The 18238-nt window shown below is 63.8% G+C and carries 16 protein-coding genes; 5 read left to right on the top strand and 11 right to left on the bottom strand.

Features of this window, described 5'->3' with window-relative positions:
- Positions 1-22 precede the first annotated feature (22 nt).
- Together O7A60_RS05650 and cysG are read right to left on the bottom strand one after the other, a co-directional pair.
- Entirely contained in the window at positions 23-316 is a 294-nt protein-coding gene (locus O7A60_RS05650) for a DUF2849 domain-containing protein (RefSeq protein ID WP_337105415.1), read from the bottom strand.
- Complete coding sequence (gene cysG / locus O7A60_RS05645) at positions 313-1761, bottom strand: siroheme synthase CysG (RefSeq protein WP_337105414.1); 1449 nt, start codon at positions 1759-1761, stop codon at positions 313-315. The genes O7A60_RS05650 and cysG overlap by 4 nt, the downstream gene beginning before the upstream one ends.
- Positions 1762-2135: 374 nt before the next feature.
- Between cysG and O7A60_RS05640 the strand changes: the two genes are divergently transcribed.
- Positions 2136-2585: a baeRF12 domain-containing protein gene (locus O7A60_RS05640; RefSeq protein ID WP_027143060.1), complete on the top strand. Its 450-nt coding sequence runs from the start codon at positions 2136-2138 to the stop codon at positions 2583-2585.
- A 206-nt stretch (positions 2586-2791) separates the two neighbouring features.
- The gene (locus tag O7A60_RS05635) at positions 2792-4576 is read left to right on the top strand and encodes a cation:proton antiporter domain-containing protein (RefSeq protein WP_337105413.1); all 1785 of its coding nucleotides are present in this window, start codon (positions 2792-2794) and stop codon (positions 4574-4576) included.
- 27 nt (positions 4577-4603) lie between these two features.
- Here the strand turns inward: O7A60_RS05635 and O7A60_RS05630 are convergent, their stop codons facing one another.
- The gene (locus tag O7A60_RS05630; protein ID WP_337105412.1) at positions 4604-5413 is read right to left on the bottom strand and encodes an AraC family transcriptional regulator; all 810 of its coding nucleotides are present in this window, start codon (positions 5411-5413) and stop codon (positions 4604-4606) included.
- Between the two features lie 95 nt (positions 5414-5508).
- Here O7A60_RS05630 and O7A60_RS05625 point away from each other — a divergent pair, with 95 nt between their 5' ends.
- On the top strand, positions 5509-6429 hold the full coding sequence (locus O7A60_RS05625; protein WP_337105411.1) for a zinc-binding dehydrogenase: 921 nt from the start codon (positions 5509-5511) through the stop codon (positions 6427-6429).
- A gap of 27 nt (positions 6430-6456) precedes the next feature.
- On the opposite strand, the gene O7A60_RS05620 is transcribed toward O7A60_RS05625, so the two are convergent.
- From O7A60_RS05620 to O7A60_RS05595, 6 genes are all read right to left on the bottom strand, one after another.
- Positions 6457-7209 (bottom strand): SDR family NAD(P)-dependent oxidoreductase, encoded by a 753-nt coding sequence (locus O7A60_RS05620; protein WP_140503016.1) that lies wholly within the window; start codon positions 7207-7209, stop codon positions 6457-6459.
- Positions 7210-7287: 78 nt separating this feature from the next.
- Entirely contained in the window at positions 7288-9555 is a 2268-nt protein-coding gene (locus O7A60_RS05615) for a transglycosylase domain-containing protein (RefSeq protein ID WP_337105410.1), read from the bottom strand.
- Between the two features lie 215 nt (positions 9556-9770).
- Positions 9771-9980, bottom strand: a complete 210-nt coding sequence (locus O7A60_RS05610) for a hypothetical protein (protein ID WP_027143066.1) — start codon at positions 9978-9980, stop codon at positions 9771-9773.
- A 346-nt stretch (positions 9981-10326) separates the two neighbouring features.
- Positions 10327-10530, bottom strand: a complete 204-nt coding sequence (locus tag O7A60_RS05605; protein ID WP_140770679.1) for a hypothetical protein — start codon at positions 10528-10530, stop codon at positions 10327-10329.
- Positions 10531-10571: 41 nt separating this feature from the next.
- Entirely contained in the window at positions 10572-11192 is a 621-nt protein-coding gene (locus O7A60_RS05600; protein ID WP_027143068.1) for a ribonuclease D, read from the bottom strand.
- Between the two features lie 148 nt (positions 11193-11340).
- Positions 11341-12726: a M20/M25/M40 family metallo-hydrolase gene (locus tag O7A60_RS05595; RefSeq protein WP_415926800.1), complete on the bottom strand. Its 1386-nt coding sequence runs from the start codon at positions 12724-12726 to the stop codon at positions 11341-11343.
- Positions 12727-13163: 437 nt separating this feature from the next.
- Between O7A60_RS05595 and polA the strand changes: the two genes are divergently transcribed.
- Positions 13164-16121 carry a DNA polymerase I gene (polA, locus tag O7A60_RS05590; protein WP_337105408.1) on the top strand — a complete coding sequence of 986 codons (2958 nt, stop codon included), beginning with the start codon at positions 13164-13166 and terminating at the stop codon, positions 16119-16121.
- 143 nt (positions 16122-16264) lie between these two features.
- Here the strand turns inward: polA and O7A60_RS05585 are convergent, their stop codons facing one another.
- The gene (locus O7A60_RS05585) at positions 16265-16669 is read right to left on the bottom strand and encodes a Fur family transcriptional regulator (protein WP_140712072.1); all 405 of its coding nucleotides are present in this window, start codon (positions 16667-16669) and stop codon (positions 16265-16267) included.
- Positions 16670-16913: 244 nt separating this feature from the next.
- Between O7A60_RS05585 and O7A60_RS05580 the strand changes: the two genes are divergently transcribed.
- Entirely contained in the window at positions 16914-17075 is a 162-nt protein-coding gene (locus tag O7A60_RS05580; protein ID WP_337105407.1) for a hypothetical protein, read from the top strand.
- Positions 17076-17146: 71 nt separating this feature from the next.
- Here O7A60_RS05580 and mgrA read toward each other — a convergent pair whose 3' ends face one another.
- Positions 17147-18193 carry an L-glyceraldehyde 3-phosphate reductase gene (gene mgrA, locus O7A60_RS05575; protein ID WP_337105406.1) on the bottom strand — a complete coding sequence of 349 codons (1047 nt, stop codon included), beginning with the start codon at positions 18191-18193 and terminating at the stop codon, positions 17147-17149.
- Positions 18194-18238: the final 45 nt, after the last annotated feature.

The raw sequence follows: 18238 nt of genomic DNA, 5'->3' as shown, positions 1-18238 counted from the left end.
GGGCGCGTCCGCCCGTGCCTGGTTAGGCTGCCCGCGCAGCCTGCTTGCCGAGATCGTGGCGGATGGTGGGACCGGCGGCGCGGATCTTCTCGCGCAGCCGCACCGGCTCGACAATGCCGTCGACGACTTCCGCGTCGATCAGATTGACGTCGACTACTTCATTGTCGGCGTGGGCCTTGGCGCCGATCGCCTCCAGCCGATCCTCTGCCGCTTTGTCATGGGCAAGGTCTGCATGGTCCACCGTCTCGGCCCAGCCGCCATCGGCGTACCAGACGGCAATGCCGTCGCCGAGGCGATTGGCGGTCAGTATCTTCATGGCTGAACTCCCTCGGCGGCCGCTACGGGCGCACTCTCATGCCTGTGTGCCGCGAGCGGCTCGGACCGCTCGAAATTGGCACCGGCGACGGCGTCGCCGATAATGGTCATGACCGGGCCCGACAGATCGGCGCGCGCCTCCAGTGACGGCAGGTCGGCAAGCGTGCCGTGGAAACGTCGGCGATTGGTCAGGCTGGCATTCTCGACCACCGCGACCGCCGTGTCCGGCGACAGGCCGGCCTCGATCAGCCGGCCGGCAACTTCCGCGGCGACCGACCGGCCCATGTAGACGGCGACGGTAGCGCCGGAAATGGCGAGCTTGGCCCAGTCCGGCAACGAATTGCCCTTGAGGTCGTGGCCGGTGGTGAACACCATCGACGACGACACACCGCGCAGCGTCAGCGGCAGTTCGAAATCGGCGGCAGCGGCGAAGGCCGCGGTGACGCCTGGAACCACCTCATAGGCGATGCCGGCGTCGCGAAGTGCTGCCATCTCCTCGCCGGCGCGGCCGAACACCAGCGGATCGCCCGATTTCAGCCGCACGACACGCTTGCCCTCACGGCCAAGCTCCACCAGCAACGCATTGATCTCGGCTTGGCTCTTGGTATGGCAGCCCTTGCGCTTTCCGACCGGCAGGCGCTCGGCATCGCGGCGGCCCATGGCGACGACCGCCTCCGGTACCAGCGCGTCATGGACGATGACATCGGCCTCCATCAGCAGGCGATGCGCCCGCAGGGTGAGGAGGTCCTCGGCGCCGGGACCGGCGCCCACCAGGGCGATGTGGCCGTGAACGGGCGCGTCGGACAACAGCAGATCGGTGGCGGCTTCATGCGCCTGCGAAAAATCGCCGGCCTCGACGGCGCGCGCCGGCGCTCCGCCGAAGAAGTCACTCCAGAAACGGCGGCGCACATTGCCCCGGGGTAATCTCTCGGCGGCATTGCGGAACGACATTGCAAGCGCCGCCAGCGCGCCAAGCGACGGCGACAGCATGCGGTCGATGCGGCCACGCAGCATCTGTGCCAGCACCGGACCTGCACCTTCGGTGCCGATGGCAATGGCGACGGGTGCGCGGTTGACCAGCGCCGGAGTGAAGAAATCGCAGAGATCTGGCCGGTCGACGGCGTTGACGGGAATGCCCAGCCGGCGCGCGTCGGCGGCTACGCGGCGATCGAGCGCTTCGTCGCCGCTGGCGGCAAACACCATCACGGCGCCTTCGAGCTGCGAGGCATCATACGCGGCGGCCACATGCTTCGCGCTGGCTTCGGCGATGAAGGTCAACAACTCCGGCTCGGCATTTCTGGCGATGATGTGCAGAACGGCACTCGACTGGGCAATCAGCCGCGCCTTGGCCAGAGCCTCCTCGCCGCCGCCGACAATGGCCACGGCTTCGCCCTCGACCCGCAGGAAGACGGGAAAGGCGTTGAGCTTGGTGGTGGCTTGCGGCATGATAATAGCGATCCGGGACAGTTTCGCAGTTTTACGCCGAGGCGTAAAAAAGCAGAAGCAAAGCACTCGCGCATCCGGTGATGGCAGGCAATCGCTTTTTCGCAACCGCGAAGGGCAGGAGAAAAATATTCCACGCCCATGCCCATGAGCACGCCGGGTCGCCGAAGTCGGCCCTGATTTCAGGCGCTTCTAGCTGCCGGCGACCTGTCCCGCAAAACAGTTTTTTCTAATTATTTAGTAGATTAAAGCCGTCCGGTGGCGATCTCCTGTTCAGCGCCCGGCCTGCACGGCTGTTCGGTGCGCCGCGTGGGTTGGAACGTTGACGGGCTGAAACGCGTTCCCGGTATAGCTATCACTCAACAAGGAGCGTCCTCATGAACACGATCAAACTGAAGCATGGCATTTGGGTTCTGGTGGCAGACGGTGAAAAGGCGCTCCTGCTCAAGAACGTCGGCGACACCAAGTTTCCCAACCTTGAAGTCGTTCATCTGATGGAACAGGAAAACCCGCCCACACGCGAACAGGGAAGCGACAGCCCCGGCCGGTACAATGACGGCCCATCCGTGCACCGCAGCGCGGTCGAGGAGACCGATTGGCACCGTATCGGCAAGGAACGCTTCGCCGAGGAGATTGCCGCCCGGCTCTACAAGCTTGCCCATGACGGCGAGTTCGACAGCATCGTGCTTGTCGCCCCACCAGTGGTGCTCGGCGCCATGCGCAAGAAGCTGCATAAGGAGGTTGGTGACAAGGTGACGGCCGAAATCCCGAAGACCATGACCAACCACGGCATCCCCGAGATCGAGGCCCTGTTGCAGGCAGCCTGATCGCCGGCAACAAGGCGAATGCCATCGCGGGCTCAAACAGATCGGCGGCATCCCGGTCGCCGGTCCGGCATTTTGTCGCCGCGCCGTCGCTTTTCGCACCTTGCGGGTTGCATCACCGTTGCCCCTTCCACCATATTGCGAAACAGGCGACGGCTCTCGGGCGCCGCATATCCGACATCGCTAGCTTGAAAGGCGCTCCATAGACAATGCCGCATGACACGCCCCTTATCGCCACCATCGTCGCCGGTCTGGGGCTGGCTTTTGTCTTCGGCGCTCTCGCCAATCGCTTCCGTATTCCCCCATTGGTCGGCTATCTCGTAGCCGGCGTTCTGGTCGGCCCGAACACGCCCGGTTTCGTCGCCGATGCAGGGCTTGCCAACGAATTGGCCGAAATCGGCGTCATTCTCCTGATGTTCGGTGTCGGCCTGCATTTCTCGCTCAAGGACCTTCTTTCGGTCCGCGCTATCGCCGTGCCTGGCGCCATCGTTCAGATTGGCTTTGCCACCGCGCTCGGCGCCGGGCTGTCCTGGATGCTCGGCTGGTCGATGGGCGCGGGCGTGGTGTTCGGCCTGGCGCTGTCGGTCGCCTCGACCGTCGTGCTGCTGCGCGCGCTTCAGGAACGCCGCCTGATCGAGACCGAGCGCGGCCGCATCGCCGTCGGCTGGTTGATCGTCGAGGACCTGGCCATGGTGCTGGCGCTGGTGTTGCTGCCGGCGCTTGCCGGTGTACTCGGCGGCCAGGAACACGCCAATGCCCATTCGGGCGACCTGCTGTCGCTGCCGGCCAGCTACGGCATATGGGGTGTCGTGGGCATCACGCTGGCCAAGGTCGCCGCCTTCGTGGTGGTCATGCTGGTGGTCGGCCGCCGGGTCATTCCCTGGATCCTGCACTACGTTGCCCATACCGGGTCGCGCGAACTGTTCCGTCTCTCGGTGCTCGCCATTGCGCTCGGCGTCGCCTTCGGCGCGGCAAAACTGTTCGGCGTCTCATTGGCGCTGGGCGCCTTTTTCGCCGGCATGATCATGAGCGAATCCGAGCTCAGCCACCGCGCGGCCGAAGAATCGCTACCGCTGCGCGATGCCTTCTCGGTGCTGTTCTTCGTCTCCGTCGGCATGCTGTTCGATCCGTTCAGCCTGATCAGCAACAGCCTGCCGATCCTGGCGACGCTGGCCATCATTGTCATCGGCAAGTCGCTGGCGGCGTTCGTGATCGTCGTAGCCTTCGGCTATCCCCTGGCCACGGCCTTGATGATTTCGGCCAGCCTTGCCCAGATCGGCGAGTTCTCCTTCATCCTGGCCGAACTCGGCGTCGGGCTGAAACTTCTGCCCGAGCAAGGCCGCGATCTGATCCTGGCCGGCGCCATCCTGTCGATCGTGCTCAACCCGTTGATGTTCCTAGTTATCGACTGGATGAAGCCGTGGCTGGAGGCCCGCGCCGTCAGGACGGCGCAACCAGCGGATACCAAACCGGTCGGCCCGGCGACGGAACCGGGCCAGGTGGCCTCGGTCGCCGCAACCTTGAGCAAGGAAGACGGCCCGCCGACGACGACGACGCTTGCCGGTCATGCCATCCTGATCGGCTATGGCCGGGTCGGTGGCCTCGTCGGTGCCGCGCTGAAGGAAGCGGCACAGCCTTTCCTCGTCATCGAGGATGCCGATAAGACGCTGGCGAGGCTGAAAGCAGACGGCATCGAAACCATCGCCGGTAATGCCGCCAATGCCGAGGTGTTCGCCGCGGCCAATCCTGAAGGCGCAAAGCGGCTGATCCTTGCCATCCCCAACGCCTTCGAGGCCGGACAGATCGTGCTGCGGGCACGCGCCGCCAATCCCAACATCAATGTCATCGCCCGCGCCCATTCCGACGCCGAGGTCGAGCATCTGAAGGGACTCGGCGCCGATACCGTGATCATGGGCGAACGCGAGATCGCGCGCGGCATTGTCGAAGAGGTGCTTGGCCACGAGCCGCGGGTTTCTGAACCGTCCGCTGCCTGAGTCGACGCTACCCAAAGGCGCGTTCAATCATGCCACGAATGCCGAGCCGCCATTTTGCGCGATACCGCCGAGATATTTTGCCGGGGGCTTGCCAAGCGCCTTCTTGAACATGGTGATGAAGGCGGTAACCGAGCCATAGCCGAGATCGCCCGAGACTTGCTGCACGCTGGCACCGGACGCCAGCTCCCGAATGGCGACGATCAGGTGCAATTGCTGGCGCCAGCGCCCGAAGCTCAAGCCAGTCTCCTTGACGACGGGACGCGCCAGACTGCTTTCGCTGAGCGCGACGCGGTTGGCCCATTGTGCCAGCGTACTGCGATCGGCAGGGTCTTGCGCCAGCGCCTCGGCGATCCGCCTCAAGCGCGGCTCGGATGAAATCGGCAGATGTAGCTGCTGGACAGGCATGCGCGGCAGTTCTGCAAGCAGGGTCCTGGTCAGAAGCTCATCCCTTGCCTGGTCGTCCTGCACGCTGTCGGACAGCTCGACGATCAGTTCGCGCAGCAGCGGCGAGATCGAAAGGGTGCAGCACCGGTCCGGCAATTCGGCGGCTCCCGGCTCGATATAGACGAAGAAGATCCGCGCGTTGGCCGTCGCGATGTTGCTGTGCTCCATGCCGCCCGGGATCCATACGCCGCAATGCGGCGGCACCATCCAAAGGCCGCTCGGAACGTGGCATGTGACGCCGCCTCCGATCGCAAAGACGAGTTGGCCTTTGCGGTGCCAATGGGCGGGTACCTCCGCTTTGGTCTCGGTGACATCGACACGCACGGCGATGGCTGGCGCCAGCACGTCATCGACATCGAAATTGACCCATGGGTAGCGAAGAGGCTGTCTCATGATTGACTGCTTTTAGCGATTAAATGCCATGATAGCTAAATTCTTCAAGGAGGGAAGCCGATAAGTTCCGGCCTCCAGCAAGAAGGTACGCGCCCATGCTCGCCTTAGTCATATCTTCCGACAGCGCCACGGGATTGAGGTTAGCCGAGGTCGAAGAACCTCGGCCCCTCGCGGACGAGGCGCTCGTCTCGGTCCACGCAACCTCGTTGAACCGGGGTGAACTGCGCTTGCTCACCATCCGTCCGGACGGCTGGACACCCGGCCAGGACATCGTCGGAATTGTCGAACGCGCGGCCGCCGATGGCTCCGGGCCGATCACGGGCACCAGGGTCGCGGCTTTGGTCGACCAGGCCGGCTGGGCTGAACGGGTCGCCGTTTCAACAGACCGTCTCGCCGTCCTGCCGGATGAGGTCAGCTTCGCCTCGGCAGCCACGCTGCCGGTCGCCGGCACGACGGCGCTCAGGACTTTGCGCCACGGCGGTGACCTGGCCGGCCTAAAGGTCCTGATCACCGGTGCAAGCGGCGCCGTCGGTCGCTTCCAGATCCAGATCGCCCGCGAGCAGGGTGCGTCGGTGACCGCCATCGCCGCCGCCAGGCACCACGAGGATTTGCGTGAACTCGGAGCCGAGCAGATCGTGGAGTCGATCGAGCAGGCCGAGGGGCCGTTTTCGCTGATCACCGAGTCGGTCGGCGGCGAAAGCCTCGCACGCGCGATCGAACGCATCGCCCCTGCCGGCACAATCGTCATGTTCGGCTCGAGCAGCGGTGAACTCACGCCGATTGGGTTCCGTCAGTTCGTTCCGGGTCACGAAGGCGCGAGGCTCCAGACGTTCGCCTACTACACGTCCGGTTCAGCCATCGGCGCCGACATCGCCGCGCTGCTCGCCCTGGTCGCCGCTGGTCGGCTGGACACCCGCATTGCCTTGACCGTGCCATGGACGAACATCGGCCAAGCCCTGGACGCACTGCGACAGCGCAGCTTCAGCGGCAAGGCTGTCGTCACCATAGGCGGGTGAGCCGGCCCTAGCCTGAAGTCGACCAGTTCATACGTGCTGGCCGCCATTGATGTGGATTTCCGAGCCGGTCACATAGGACGCCTGCCCGGAGCACAGGAAAAAGATGATGTCGGCGACCTCCGCCGTGGTGCCCAGGCGCCGAAGCGGAATGGTCTCGACGATCTTTTCCGTGCCCGGCGACAGGATCGCGGTGTCGATCTCGCCCGGCGCGATGGCGTTGACACGGATGCCGTGCGGGCCGAAATCATGCGCCATCTCGCGCGTCAGAGAGCCGAGCGCCGCCTTCGACGTCGCATAGGCGGTGCCGGCGAAGGGATGCACGCGGGTGCCGGCGATCGACGTCACATTGACGATCGAGCCTCTGGCAGCCGCCAATTCCTTGAACAGGCCGCGCGCCAGCATGATAGGCGCGAAGAAATTGACCTGGAACACGTCGCGCCAGACATGCATCGGCGTGTCGATCGAGTCCATCCGGCTGTTGCCATCCTTGAGCTTGGGCGAAATGCCGGCATTGTTGACCAGCGCGTGCAACTGCCCGCCATGCGCTTCGAGCCGATGACGGATCTCCGACACCGCAATACCGACATCTTCCTGATCGGCGAGGTCGACCTTGATATGGTCCTCCGGACCGGCCGGCCACGGGCAGTCCTCGGCAAAGGCCTGGCGCGAGCAGGTGATGACGCGCCAGCCTTCGCGCGAAAAGCGCTTCACCGTGGCATGGCCGATACCGCGGCTGGCGCCGGTCAGCACGATGGTTTTTCTGGTGTCTGTCTCGGTCATGTCGCGGTCTCCAGCCAGGACATGTAGCCGAACGCCGCCGGGGTGGCGAGAGGCGGATTGACGCCGCTAGCCGGCTGCTCAGCCGCCGCCAAGAATATCCAGGATCGAGGTCTGCCGCTTCTTGAGCCGACCGCCGACGCTGCCTGGCGGCACCGGGTGCCCGACCGAAGCCGTGGTGCCGCCATCCGCCGGCATGTTGAAGCCATCGGCATCGACGGTCTGAGCAGGCCGCGCCGCACGGACCGGCGCCGGCGGTGCCGCCGCCTGCGCGGCCGGCGCCTGCTGGCCAACCGAAGCCGACGGAACCGGTGCCGGCTGGTTGTTGTCGGCCGAGGGAATGTCGTCGGGCACGATGGTGTCCGCCGGCGTCGACTTCCAGGTGCCGGGCAGTGGCCGCACCGGCACGCCCTCATGCGCGGTGACCATGAATTCGTGCCAGGCCTGTGCCGGCAGCGCGCCGCCGGTGACCTTCTTCATAGCCGTGCCGTCATCATTGCCGAACCACACGCCGGTGGTCAGATTGGCGGTGTAGCCGACGAACCATGCATCACGCGAATTCTGGCTGGTGCCGGTCTTGCCGGCCGACGGCCAGGCGAAGGCCGCCTTCTTGGCGGTGCCGACCTCGACCGTCCCGGTCATCATCGAATTCATCATGCCGACGATCTCGGGCTTGATCACGCGCGGCGCATTGCCGCCAGCGCTGTCATAGAGCACCTTGCCGTCGGCTGTCGTGACGCGGCGGATGAAATGGATGTCGGGCTTGTAGCCGCCATTGGCGAAGGGCACATAGGCCGAGGTCAGTTCCAGCGGGGTCACTTCCGAGGTGCCGAGCGCGATCGAGGTGTTTGCCAGCAGGTCGGACTGGATGCCCATGCGGTGCGCGGCTTCCACCACCGCGTTCGGCCCGACTTCCATGGTCAACTGCGCGGCAACCGAGTTGAGCGACTTGGCCAGCGCCGTCGCCAAGGTGACCTTGCCGAAGTACTTGCCGCCGTAATTGTCGGGTGTCCAGTTGCCGATCTTGATCGGTGCGTCGTTGCGGATGCTGTCGGGCGTGCGGCCGGCCTCGAGCGCAGCCATGTAGACGAACGGCTTGAACGCCGAGCCCGGCTGCCGGCGCGCCTCGGAGGCGCGGTCGAACTGGCTGGTCGAATAGTCATAGCCGCCGACCATGGCGCGCACCGCGCCGGAATCGTCGATCGACACCAGCGCGCCCTGGGTGACGTTGAGCTTCTTGCCGCTGTCGTCGATCAGCCGGCGGATCGACTGTTCGGCGAGTTTCTGCAGGTTCAGGTCTACGGTAGAATCGATGACGATGTCGCCGCGCACATCGCCGATCAGGTCGGGCAGTTCTTCCATGATTGTGTCGGCGACGTAATTTTCCGAGCCGGTCCAGTAGGATGGCGAGCGCGTCGCCGGTGCGCTCAGCGCCGTCTTGAGCTCTTTCTCGCTGATCTTGCCCTCCTCGCGCATGGCGGCGAGCACCAGCTGCGAGCGCTCCTCGGCGGCCTTGGGATCACGCGCCGGCGATAGCCGCGACGGCGCCTTCAGCAGGCCAGCCAAGAGTGCCGCTTCCGACAAGGTGACATCGCGCGCGCTCTTGCCGAAATAACGGCGCGAGGCCGCTTCGACACCATAGGCGCCGGAGCCGAAATAGACCCGGTTGAGGTACATTTCGAGGATCTGGTCCTTGGTGTGCTTGTGCTCCAGCCACAGCGCCAGCAGCACCTCCTGCACCTTGCGTTCCAGCGTGCGGTCGGGCTTCAGGAAAAGGTTCTTGGCCAATTGCTGCGTCAGCGTCGAACCACCTTGCGAGAAGTGCCCGCCGATGAGGTTGGTCACCATGGCGCGCGACAGGCCTATCGGATCGACGCCGAAATGCGAATAGAAACGGCGGTCCTCGATGGCGATCACCGCCTCGGGAATATAAGGCGACATTTCGTGCAGGCCAACGGCCTCGCCGCCGCTCATGCCACGATTGGCCAGCAGCTGCCCGTCGGCCGAGACGATCTTGATGTTGGGCGCACGGTCGGGGATCGACCAGGTCGTCGCCGCGGGCATCTTGGCGCCGTAGTAGATAACGACGCCCGCCACCGCGATGCCGCCCCATATGGCGAGCACGAAACACCAGTAGACCAGCCGGCCGAGCACGCCGAACAGGCCGCGTCCACTCCCTCCACGCCTCCCCCGCGACGATTTCCCCTTCGATGATTTGCGTTTGGCGGAGGCTTTGCGATTGCTCGGCACGACGCGGTCCTCCTCGCTCACCGAAAGGCCCGTCTGGGATTTCGCCCGTGGCGGTCCCTCGAAGCTGGGCTCGATGCGACTGTCTCTGCGGTTCGCCATGCGCTGCGCTTGATGTCCCCGGTGCCAATGGCGCTCGGGGTGAAGAGTAGATGCGGCGATTTAAGGGCGGGTTAAGCAGAGGTTCGGGCAACCGTCTGAATTCCGTTAGGAATTTGTTAATCTGTTGTCCATTGCCAGCGTCGCGCAGCGCGACGGACGTGACAGGCTCCGCGCACCCGAAGCACCGTCGGCGTCCGAACGCTCGTGGCGAGCCCTCATTTGTGGCCTTGGCGTTTTTCTATCTCGTAGCTCAGCCACCGGCAGAACATACCCATGACCGACGCGGCGGCGCCGACAAGCAGGCAGACGACCAGCAGCGGGCTTTTTGAAGCGCTCGACCAACTCACTATGGCCAGCAGGACGACACTGGCGGTGGAAATCAGATAACCCACCCCCTTGAGCAAGTGCAGAGAAGCTGTTGTCATGCCTGAAACATCCTCCGCCTGTCTTATGGAACATTCATTTCGCCTTGGAGTTCCATTGAGAGCAAACCCGGCCCCACGACGCCGATGAAGCGCGCAGGGTGATCAAGAAGGGTATGAAGGCCTTTGCCGCCAGGATGCGGATGCAGGCTGGCCCAACCCGGGTCTCTTCATAATCCGCGCGAATTTCACATCCGGTTAGTCGGGATCATCAGCCTGCTGTGGCAAGGCGACGAGACACTCACGCTTGATTCTTCGAGCAGGCGCACGGTTGCGGAGCGGAAGGCTCCGAATCGGCCCCGATTTCAATAGCGTCAGGCTATGCGAAAGCGCCCGGCCAGCGGCGCGCTCATTGGTCGTCGTCGTCGCCGGCGGCGGGCCGCCAGCTGGTTGGCTCGACCTTCTTTTGCGTGTGGCTGTCGATGTAGACCCACCAGCCGTCGTCGCGGTATTGAGCGATGGATTCATTGAGGACGCCGTCGCTGTCCTTCCAGGTGACGGTGACCTTGGAGCCGTCGGTCGGCGCGGTCGATATCGGCTTTCTGTCCGCCATCTCATCCCCTTCTTCCAGACGGTTGATCGCCACGAGGGCCATCAGCTGTGAGCGAAGATATCCTCTTCGTCCCAGCCCATCAGGTCAAGCTTGGCCCGCGTCGGCAGAAAGCGGAAACAGGCGTCCGCCTCCTTCGTGCGCCCCTCGCGCGCCAGCCGCCCGGCCAGCACATCGCGCAACCGATGCAGATAGAGCACGTCCGAGGCCGCGTATTCGAGCTGCTCGGGCGACAACGTTTCGGCCGCCCAATCCGACGATTGCTGCGCCTTGGACAGGCCGACGCCGAGAAGCTCGAAACAGATGTCCTTCAGCCCGTGCCGGTCGGTGTAGGTGCGCGTCAGCCGCGACGCGATCTTGGTGCAGAACACCGGCTCGGCCATCACGCCAAACGCATGGTAGAGCACAGCGAGGTCGAAGCGACCGTAGTGGAACAGCTTGGTCACGCTGTCGTTTCCCAGCAGCTTGACCAGGTTCGGTGCTTCCTTCTGCCCCGGCGCGATCTGGATGACATCTGCACTGCCGTCGCCAGGCGAAATCTGCACCACGCAGAGCCGGTCACGGTGGGGATTGAGGCCGAGCGTTTCCGTATCGATGGCCACCGCAGCGACATCGTAGCGAGAGAGGTCAGGCAGATCGTTTTTATGGAAGCGGATATCGCTCATCGTCTTCTCCGGGTCGCGGCCTTCGGCGTCGCGCATCCATCGAAGAAGCGCACACGCGCTCCAACAATTGCGCTGTCGACCCGTCCTCGCCGTGATCGGCGGAAAAATCAACAGAAAGTTGATTTTCCGCCGTCCAGGGTTGTCCGCCTTACCGTGTCAGCGCGTCCAGAATGCGCGCCCAGGAGCGCTGGCCCTTGTGGAAGGAGCTGAGCTCGTATTTCTCGTTGGGCGAGTGGATGCGGTCGTCGTCGAGGCCGAAGCCGACCAGCAGCGATTCCATGCCGAGATGGGTCTGGAAGTCGCCCACCACCGGAATGGAGCCGCCGCTGCCGGTCGTCACCGCGGGCTTTGGCCATTCGTCCGAAAGCGCGGTCTTGGCCTTGGCCAGGAACGGCGAGTCGTAGGAGAGCTGGATTGCCGGAGAACCGCCATGAGCGTGGAATTCGACCGAGCAATCGGCCGGGATGCGCTCCTTGACGAATTTCTGGAAAGCCGCGCGGATTTTCTTCGGGTCCTGCTTGTGGACGAGGCGGAAAGACACCTTTGCCGAGGCTTCCGCGGCGATCACCGTCTTGAAACCCTTGCCGGTATAGCCGCCGATGATGCCGTTGAACTCGGCGGTGGGCCGCGCCCAGGTCAGTTCCAGTACCGAGCGGCCTTTTTCGCCCGACGGAATCGACAGGCCGACAGGTCCGAGGAAGGTCTCGGCCGTCTCGCCCAGCGTCTCCCATGATTTCAGCACCTGCGAAGGCGTTTCCTCGACGCCGTCATAGAAGCCCGGAATGGTGATATGGCCGTCCTTGTCGTGGATGTCTGCCAGCACCTTGGCCAGGATGCGGATCGGGTTCGCGGCAGCGCCGCCATAGAGGCCCGAATGCAGGTCGCGGTCGGCGGCCTTAACCGTGATCTCCTCGCCGACCAGACCGCGCAGCCCGACGCAGATCGACGGCGTGTCGCGGTCCCACATGCTGGTATCGCAGACCAGCGCGAAGTCGGCTTTGAGCTCCTCGGCATTGGCCTCGAGGAACGGCTTCAGCGAGGGCGACCCCGATTCCTCCTCGCCTTCGAACAGGATGGTGACGCGGCACGGCAGACCACCATGCACCTGTTTCCAGGCACGGCATGCCTCGACGAAAGTCATCAGCTGACCTTTGTCGTCGGCCGAGCCGCGCCCGGTGATGATTTTGTGACCAGGTGCAATCTCCTTGATCGCCGGGGCGAAGGGATCGTTTTCCCACAGCTCGATCGGGTCGACCGGCTGCACGTCATAATGGCCGTAGAACAGCACATGCGGCGCGCCCGCCGGCCCGTCGTGATGCGCAACCACCATTGGGTGCCCGGGCGTGTCGCGCACGCTGGCGTCGAAGCCGATCAGCTTGAGTTCCGCCACCAGCCATTCCGCCGCCTTGCGGCAGTCGGTGGCATAGGCTGGATCAGTGGAGATCGACTTGATCCCGAGCAGGCCGAAGAGCCGTTCCAGGCTCTGGTCGAGGTTCTGGTCGAGACGGTCGAGGACAGGGGAAACTGCGGACATTTGCATAGCCTTTCGATTCAGTGCCGGAACCGTAAAGGCAGAGCGGCGAAACGAAAAGCCCGGGACGATTGGACCACGGCCCGAGACGGTCGCCGCGGGCAAAAAAATGCCGCCGTGGTGGAGGGGGAACCACGGCGGCCTTTTACTCGAAACGATGCGGCAGCCCGGAGAGGGGGGATAGGCTGCCGCAATTGTCCGGTATAGGCGGGGGACGGGCCTTGCTCCGGACTTCGGCGAAAACTGCCGATGGACTGTATTTGGGTCCCTGAACGTGGCGATTCAAGGGCACCAACGTTACACTTTTGTAACGTGCCCGTGAGCGGGCTTGTATAACCCCGATCCGTCAGGGTCCCGATCTGTCAGGGTGTTGACGGAACCTATATCTGGCGATGTCTTTGGCATGGACCAAGCCATCGCGCCGCGCTATCCCTGCCGGCATGAAAAAAGGCGATCATCTCTTCCTCATTGACGGCTCTGGCTACATCTTCCGGGCCTATCACGCACTGCCGCCGCTGACCCGCAAGTCCGACAGCCTGCCGGTCGGTGCCGTTTCCGGCTTCTGCAACATGCTTTGGAAGCTGATGCAGGATGCCCGCAACACCGATGTGGGCATTGTGCCGACGCATTTTGCCGTCATTTTCGACTATTCCTCGAAAACCTTCCGCAACGACCTCTATCCCGAATACAAGGCGAACCGTTCGGCGCCGCCCGAGGATCTGGTCCCGCAATTCGGCCTGATCCGCCAGGCAACCAGGGCGTTCAACCTGCCTTGCGTCGAGATGGAAGGCTTCGAGGCCGACGATCTCATAGCCACTTACTGCCGGCTGGCCTGCGAGGCCGGTGGCGACACCACCATCATCTCCTCCGACAAGGATCTGATGCAGCTGGTTGGCGACACGGTCGGCATGTACGACCCGATGAAGGATCGCCAGATCGGCATCCCCGAAGTCGTCGAGAAATGGGGCGTGCCGCCGGAAAAGATGATCGACCTGCAGGCGCTGACCGGCGACTCCGTCGACAATGTGCCTGGAGTGCCCGGCATCGGGCCAAAGACCGCGGCGCAACTGCTCGAGCAGTTCGGCGATCTCGAGGGATTGCTCGCCCGCGCCGGCGAGATCAAGCAGGAGAAAAGGCGGGAATCGATCATCGCCAACGCCGACAAGGCGCGCATCTCGCGCCAGTTGGTGACGCTGAAGAACGACGTGCCGGTGGCCGAGGGGCTGGACGATTTCCTGCTGCATGCGCCCGACGGGCCGAAGCTGATCGGCTTCCTCAAGACCATGGAATTCACCTCGCTGACCCGCCGCGTCGCGGAAGCGACCGGCACCGAAGCCGGCGACGTCCAGGCCGTCGCTGTGACCGTCGAACGCGCCGATAACGCACATGGCCCCGACATCGGTGCCGGAACATCGCCCGTTGCCCGAACCGGCGTGGGCTCCGAACCTGGCCAGGCTGCTGAAGCCGAGACGACGGAGAGGCCAAAACAGGGTGACACCCCTTCCCTCCTGGCCGCATTGCGGCTGGAGGGCGCGGCGACACGCAAGATCGATACCTCGGCCTATCAGTGCATCCGCGATATCGCGACGCTGAAAGCCTGGGTCGCCGAGGCGCGAGAGGCTGGTATCGCTGCCTTCGACGTCAGGGCGACGTCGACCGATCCGATGCAGGCCGAACTGATCGGCATGGCAATGGCCACGGCGCCCGGCCGCGCCGGCTACATTCCCTTCGCCCACAAGAGCGGCAATGGTGACTTGCTCGGCGGCGGCGCGCTCGAAAACCAGATACCGCTTCGCGAGGCACTGGCGGTGCTGAAACCTCTGCTTGAGGACAGGTCGGTGCTGAAGATCGCGCAGAACCTGAAATATGACCTGGTCATCATGAGCCGCTACGGCATCGATGTCGCGCCCTTCGACGACACCATGCTGATCTCTTACGTGCTCGACGCCGGCACTCCGCACGGCCACGGCATGGATGCCCTTGCCGACAAATGGCTTGGCCATAGGCCCCTTCAGCTCAAGGACGTGACCGGTTCCGGCAAAAGCTCTGTCGGTTTCGATCAGGTCGACATCGATAGGGCGACGGCTCACGCCGCCGAGGATGCCGACGTGACGTTGCGGCTGTGGCTGGTGCTGAAGCCCCGCCTTGCCGCCAAGGGCCTGGTCTCGGTCTATGAACGCCTGGAGCGGCCGCTGGTGCCGGTGCTGGCGCGCATGGAACAGCGCGGCATTTCGGTCGACCGGCAGATCCTGTCACGGCTTTCGGGCGAGCTGGCGCAAGGTGCAGCCCAGCTCGAAGAGGAAATCTACCTGCTCATCGGCGAGCGCATCAACATCGGCTCGCCCAAGCAGCTCGGGGATATCCTGTTTGGCCGCATGGGCCTGCCCGGCGGCTCCAAGACCAAGACCGGCCAGTGGTCGACCTCGGCGCAGCTGCTCGAAGACCTTGCCGCCGAAGGTCACGAACTGCCGCGCAAAATCGTCGACTGGCGCCAGCTGACCAAGCTGAAATCGACCTACACCGATGCGCTGCCGGGCTTCGTCAATCCCGAAACCAAGCGCGTCCACACCTCCTACGCGCTGGCCGCGACGACGACCGGCCGGCTGTCGTCTTCCGACCCGAACCTGCAGAACATTCCGGTGCGCACGGCTGAAGGGCGCAAGATCAGGACCGCCTTCATCACCGACAAGAGCCACCGGCTGGTGTCAGCCGACTACAGCCAGATCGAACTGCGCGTGCTCGCCCATGTCGCCGAAATCCCGCAACTGCGGCAGGCCTTTGCGGATGGCGCTGACATCCACGCCATCACCGCTTCTGAAATGTTCAATGTGCCCGTGGAGGGCATGCCGTCGGAAGTGCGCCGCCGCGCCAAGGCGATCAATTTCGGCATCATCTATGGCATCTCGGCTTTCGGCCTCGCCAACCAGCTGTCTATCCCGCGCGAGGAGGCGAGCGCCTACATCAAGAAGTACTTCGAGCGCTTTCCCGGCATCCGCGACTATATCGAGGAGACCAAGGCCTATGCCCGCGAGCACGGCTTTGTCGAAACAATCTTCGGCCGCCGCATCCACTATCCCGACATCAGATCGTCGAACCCGTCGCTACGGGCGTTCAACGAGCGCGCCTCGATCAACGCCCGCCTGCAAGGCACCGCCGCTGACATCATCCGCCGCGCCATGATCCGCATGGAGGAAGCCTTGGACAAGGCCAAGCTGTCCGCCCGCATGCTCCTCCAGGTGCATGACGAACTGATCTTCGAAACGGTCGAGGCGGAAGTCGAGGAGACGATCCCGGTCGTGCGCCATGTCATGGAAAACGCGGCGATGCCGGCGGTATCGATGTCGGTGCCGCTGCATGTCGACGCGCGGGCCGCCAACAATTGGGACGAGGCGCACTGACGCGCTAGAGCAATTTCAGGAAAAGTGTATAGCGGTTTTCCCAGGAAAAGCGCTTAGCGGTTTTCCTTGGAAATTGCGTGAAAACAAAGAGTTAGACCGGTTAGGCGATTCTATCAATCGCTGAACCGCTCTGGCGAATGCCCTCAGGCCGCTTGCGCCAAACACTTCGCGCACGTCCCGCGAAATTCGATCACCGCCTTCTTGGCGGCGAAGCCGGTCGAGTTGACCCATTCGTTCAGCCGGTGGTCGACATCGTGGTCGGACATTTCGGTCACCTGCCCGCAGCCGTCGCAAATGGCGAAAGCGGTCATCGAGTGGCTGTGGTCGTGCGGCTCGGCGCAGGCGACGAAGGAGTTGATGCTTTCCAGCCGGTGCACGAAGCCCGACTTTACCAGCGTGTCGAGCGCGCGATAGACCTGTAGCGGCGCGCGAAAACCGCGCTCGCGCAGCTGGTCGAGCAAGGTGTAGGCGCTGAGCGGCCCGCTGGCGGTCTCAAGTTTCTCGAGCACGCACAACTGGTTTTTCGTCAGCACATCCCTTGCCGCCATGGTTCTGTTCCAACCTGCCCTGCGCCATCCATAGGCTGTTTGCTCTTGCAAACGGCCTGATCCCATTCAGATAGCGACGAACCGCCTTCTTTGCTACTCTTCTGTTGCTGTCCCGAGCCGATCGATGACGTGCCGGCACATTGGTGATGACAGGCCTTATGACGGAGCGACGTTCAAAATACTGACAAAATCCTCGACGAGGATGGTCTCGCTTGGGAAATTCGATCGGGGCTTGGGGAGCAATATGATCAAATTGACACGCCGGACGCTGCTTGTCGGCGCGTCCGCGTTGATGACCGCCGGCACGGTTTCGTTCCGGGCACTTGCCGCGTCGCGCACCTACCATGCGCTGCTCGAAAAGCCCAAGGCCGGGCTCGGCACCGCCCAGAAGCAAAAGTCGCCCTGACGCGACCACTTCGGATTGCCATGGAAAACGGCGGGAATTCCCGCCGTTTTGTCTGCCGCTTGCGAGGCGGACTATTTCCTCGGCGGACCTTTGCGCTCGGCGGAGGCCGCCCACAGATTGATGTCGGACTCGCGCGCGTAAGTATCGATCTCGGCCAGTTCGGCATCGCTGAAATCGAGCACCTTGAGCGCGCCGACGCAATCCTCGACCTGCTCGGGCCGGCTGGCGCCGATCAGCGCCGAAGTAACCCGGGCCCTGCGCAGCACCCAGGCCAGCGCCATCTGCGCCAGCGTCTGGCCGCGCTTGCCGGCGATCGCGTTGAGCGCCTTGATGTTGGCGATGGTGCGGTCGTTGATGAAAGCAGTCTTCAGCGACTTGCCTTGGGACGCCCGGCTGCCATCGGGAATGCCGCCGAGATATTTATCGGTCAACATGCCTTGCGCCAGCGGCGAGAACACGATGGAGCCGACGCCGAGCCCTTCGAGCGTATCGAGAAGGCCGTCTTCCTCGACCCAACGGTTCAACATCGAATAGCTCGGCTGGTGGATGACGCAGGGCGTGCCCAATTGCCTCAATATGTCGGCGGCCTCGCGGGTGCGCTGCGAATTGTAGGACGAGATGCCGGCATAGAGTGCCTTGCCCGAACGCACCGCATGGTCGAGCGCGCCCATGGTTTCTTCGAGCGGCGTGTCGGGATCGAAGCGGTGCGAATAGAAGATGTCGACATAGTCGAGGCCCATCCGCTTCAGGCTCTGGTCGAGACTGGCCAGCATGTATTTGCGCCCGCCCCATTCACCGTAGGGACCCGCCCACATTTCATAGCCGGCCTTGGTCGAGATGATCAGTTCGTCGCGATAGGCGGAAAAATCGGTGCGCAGGATCTCGCCGAAAGCCGTCTCGGCCGAGCCGGGCGGCGGCCCATAATTGTTGGCCAAGTCGAAATGGGTGATGCCGAGGTCGAAGGCCTTGCGCACGATCGCCTGCTTGGTCCGGTGCGGCGTGTCGTCGCCGAAATTGTGCCACAGACCGAGCGAGATCGCCGGCAGCTTGAGGCCGGAACGACCGCAACGGTTGTAGATCATTTTTTTGTAGCGGTTCTCAGCGGCGACATAGGGCATGGGAAATCCTCGAATCTGAACGGACAGGGCACCGTCATCGCAGAG

This window comes from Mesorhizobium salmacidum (SeqCode), assembly GCF_037179605.1.
Lineage (GTDB): Bacteria > Pseudomonadota > Alphaproteobacteria > Rhizobiales > Rhizobiaceae > Mesorhizobium > Mesorhizobium salmacidum.
The sequence above is the reverse complement of the archived record's forward strand: the minus strand, read 5'-3'. Positions and strand labels throughout refer to the sequence as shown.

Bases quoted from the DNA above. Each gene is read 5' to 3' on its own strand.
- O7A60_RS05630 (WP_337105412.1), bottom strand. From the start codon at position 5,413: ATGAGACAGCCTCTTCGCTACCCATGGGTCAATTTCGATGTCGATGAC.
- cysG (WP_337105414.1), bottom strand. From the start codon at position 1,761: ATGCCGCAAGCCACCACCAAGCTCAACGCCTTTCCCGTCTTCCTGCGG.
- polA (WP_337105408.1), top strand. From the start codon at position 13,164: ATGAAAAAAGGCGATCATCTCTTCCTCATTGACGGCTCTGGCTACATC.
- O7A60_RS05635 (WP_337105413.1), top strand. From the start codon at position 2,792: ATGCCGCATGACACGCCCCTTATCGCCACCATCGTCGCCGGTCTGGGG.
- O7A60_RS05625 (WP_337105411.1), top strand. From the start codon at position 5,509: ATGCTCGCCTTAGTCATATCTTCCGACAGCGCCACGGGATTGAGGTTA.
- O7A60_RS05585 (WP_140712072.1), bottom strand. From the start codon at position 16,669: ATGGCGGCAAGGGATGTGCTGACGAAAAACCAGTTGTGCGTGCTCGAG.
- O7A60_RS05580 (WP_337105407.1), top strand. From the start codon at position 16,914: ATGATCAAATTGACACGCCGGACGCTGCTTGTCGGCGCGTCCGCGTTG.
- O7A60_RS05615 (WP_337105410.1), bottom strand. From the start codon at position 9,555: ATGGCGAACCGCAGAGACAGTCGCATCGAGCCCAGCTTCGAGGGACCG.
- O7A60_RS05650 (WP_337105415.1), bottom strand. From the start codon at position 316: ATGAAGATACTGACCGCCAATCGCCTCGGCGACGGCATTGCCGTCTGG.
- O7A60_RS05600 (WP_027143068.1), bottom strand. From the start codon at position 11,192: ATGAGCGATATCCGCTTCCATAAAAACGATCTGCCTGACCTCTCTCGC.
- O7A60_RS05610 (WP_027143066.1), bottom strand. From the start codon at position 9,980: ATGACAACAGCTTCTCTGCACTTGCTCAAGGGGGTGGGTTATCTGATT.
- O7A60_RS05620 (WP_140503016.1), bottom strand. From the start codon at position 7,209: ATGACCGAGACAGACACCAGAAAAACCATCGTGCTGACCGGCGCCAGC.
- O7A60_RS05640 (WP_027143060.1), top strand. From the start codon at position 2,136: ATGAACACGATCAAACTGAAGCATGGCATTTGGGTTCTGGTGGCAGAC.
- O7A60_RS05595 (WP_415926800.1), bottom strand. From the start codon at position 12,726: ATGTCCGCAGTTTCCCCTGTCCTCGACCGTCTCGACCAGAACCTCGAC.
- O7A60_RS05605 (WP_140770679.1), bottom strand. From the start codon at position 10,530: ATGGCGGACAGAAAGCCGATATCGACCGCGCCGACCGACGGCTCCAAG.
- mgrA (WP_337105406.1), bottom strand. From the start codon at position 18,193: ATGCCCTATGTCGCCGCTGAGAACCGCTACAAAAAAATGATCTACAAC.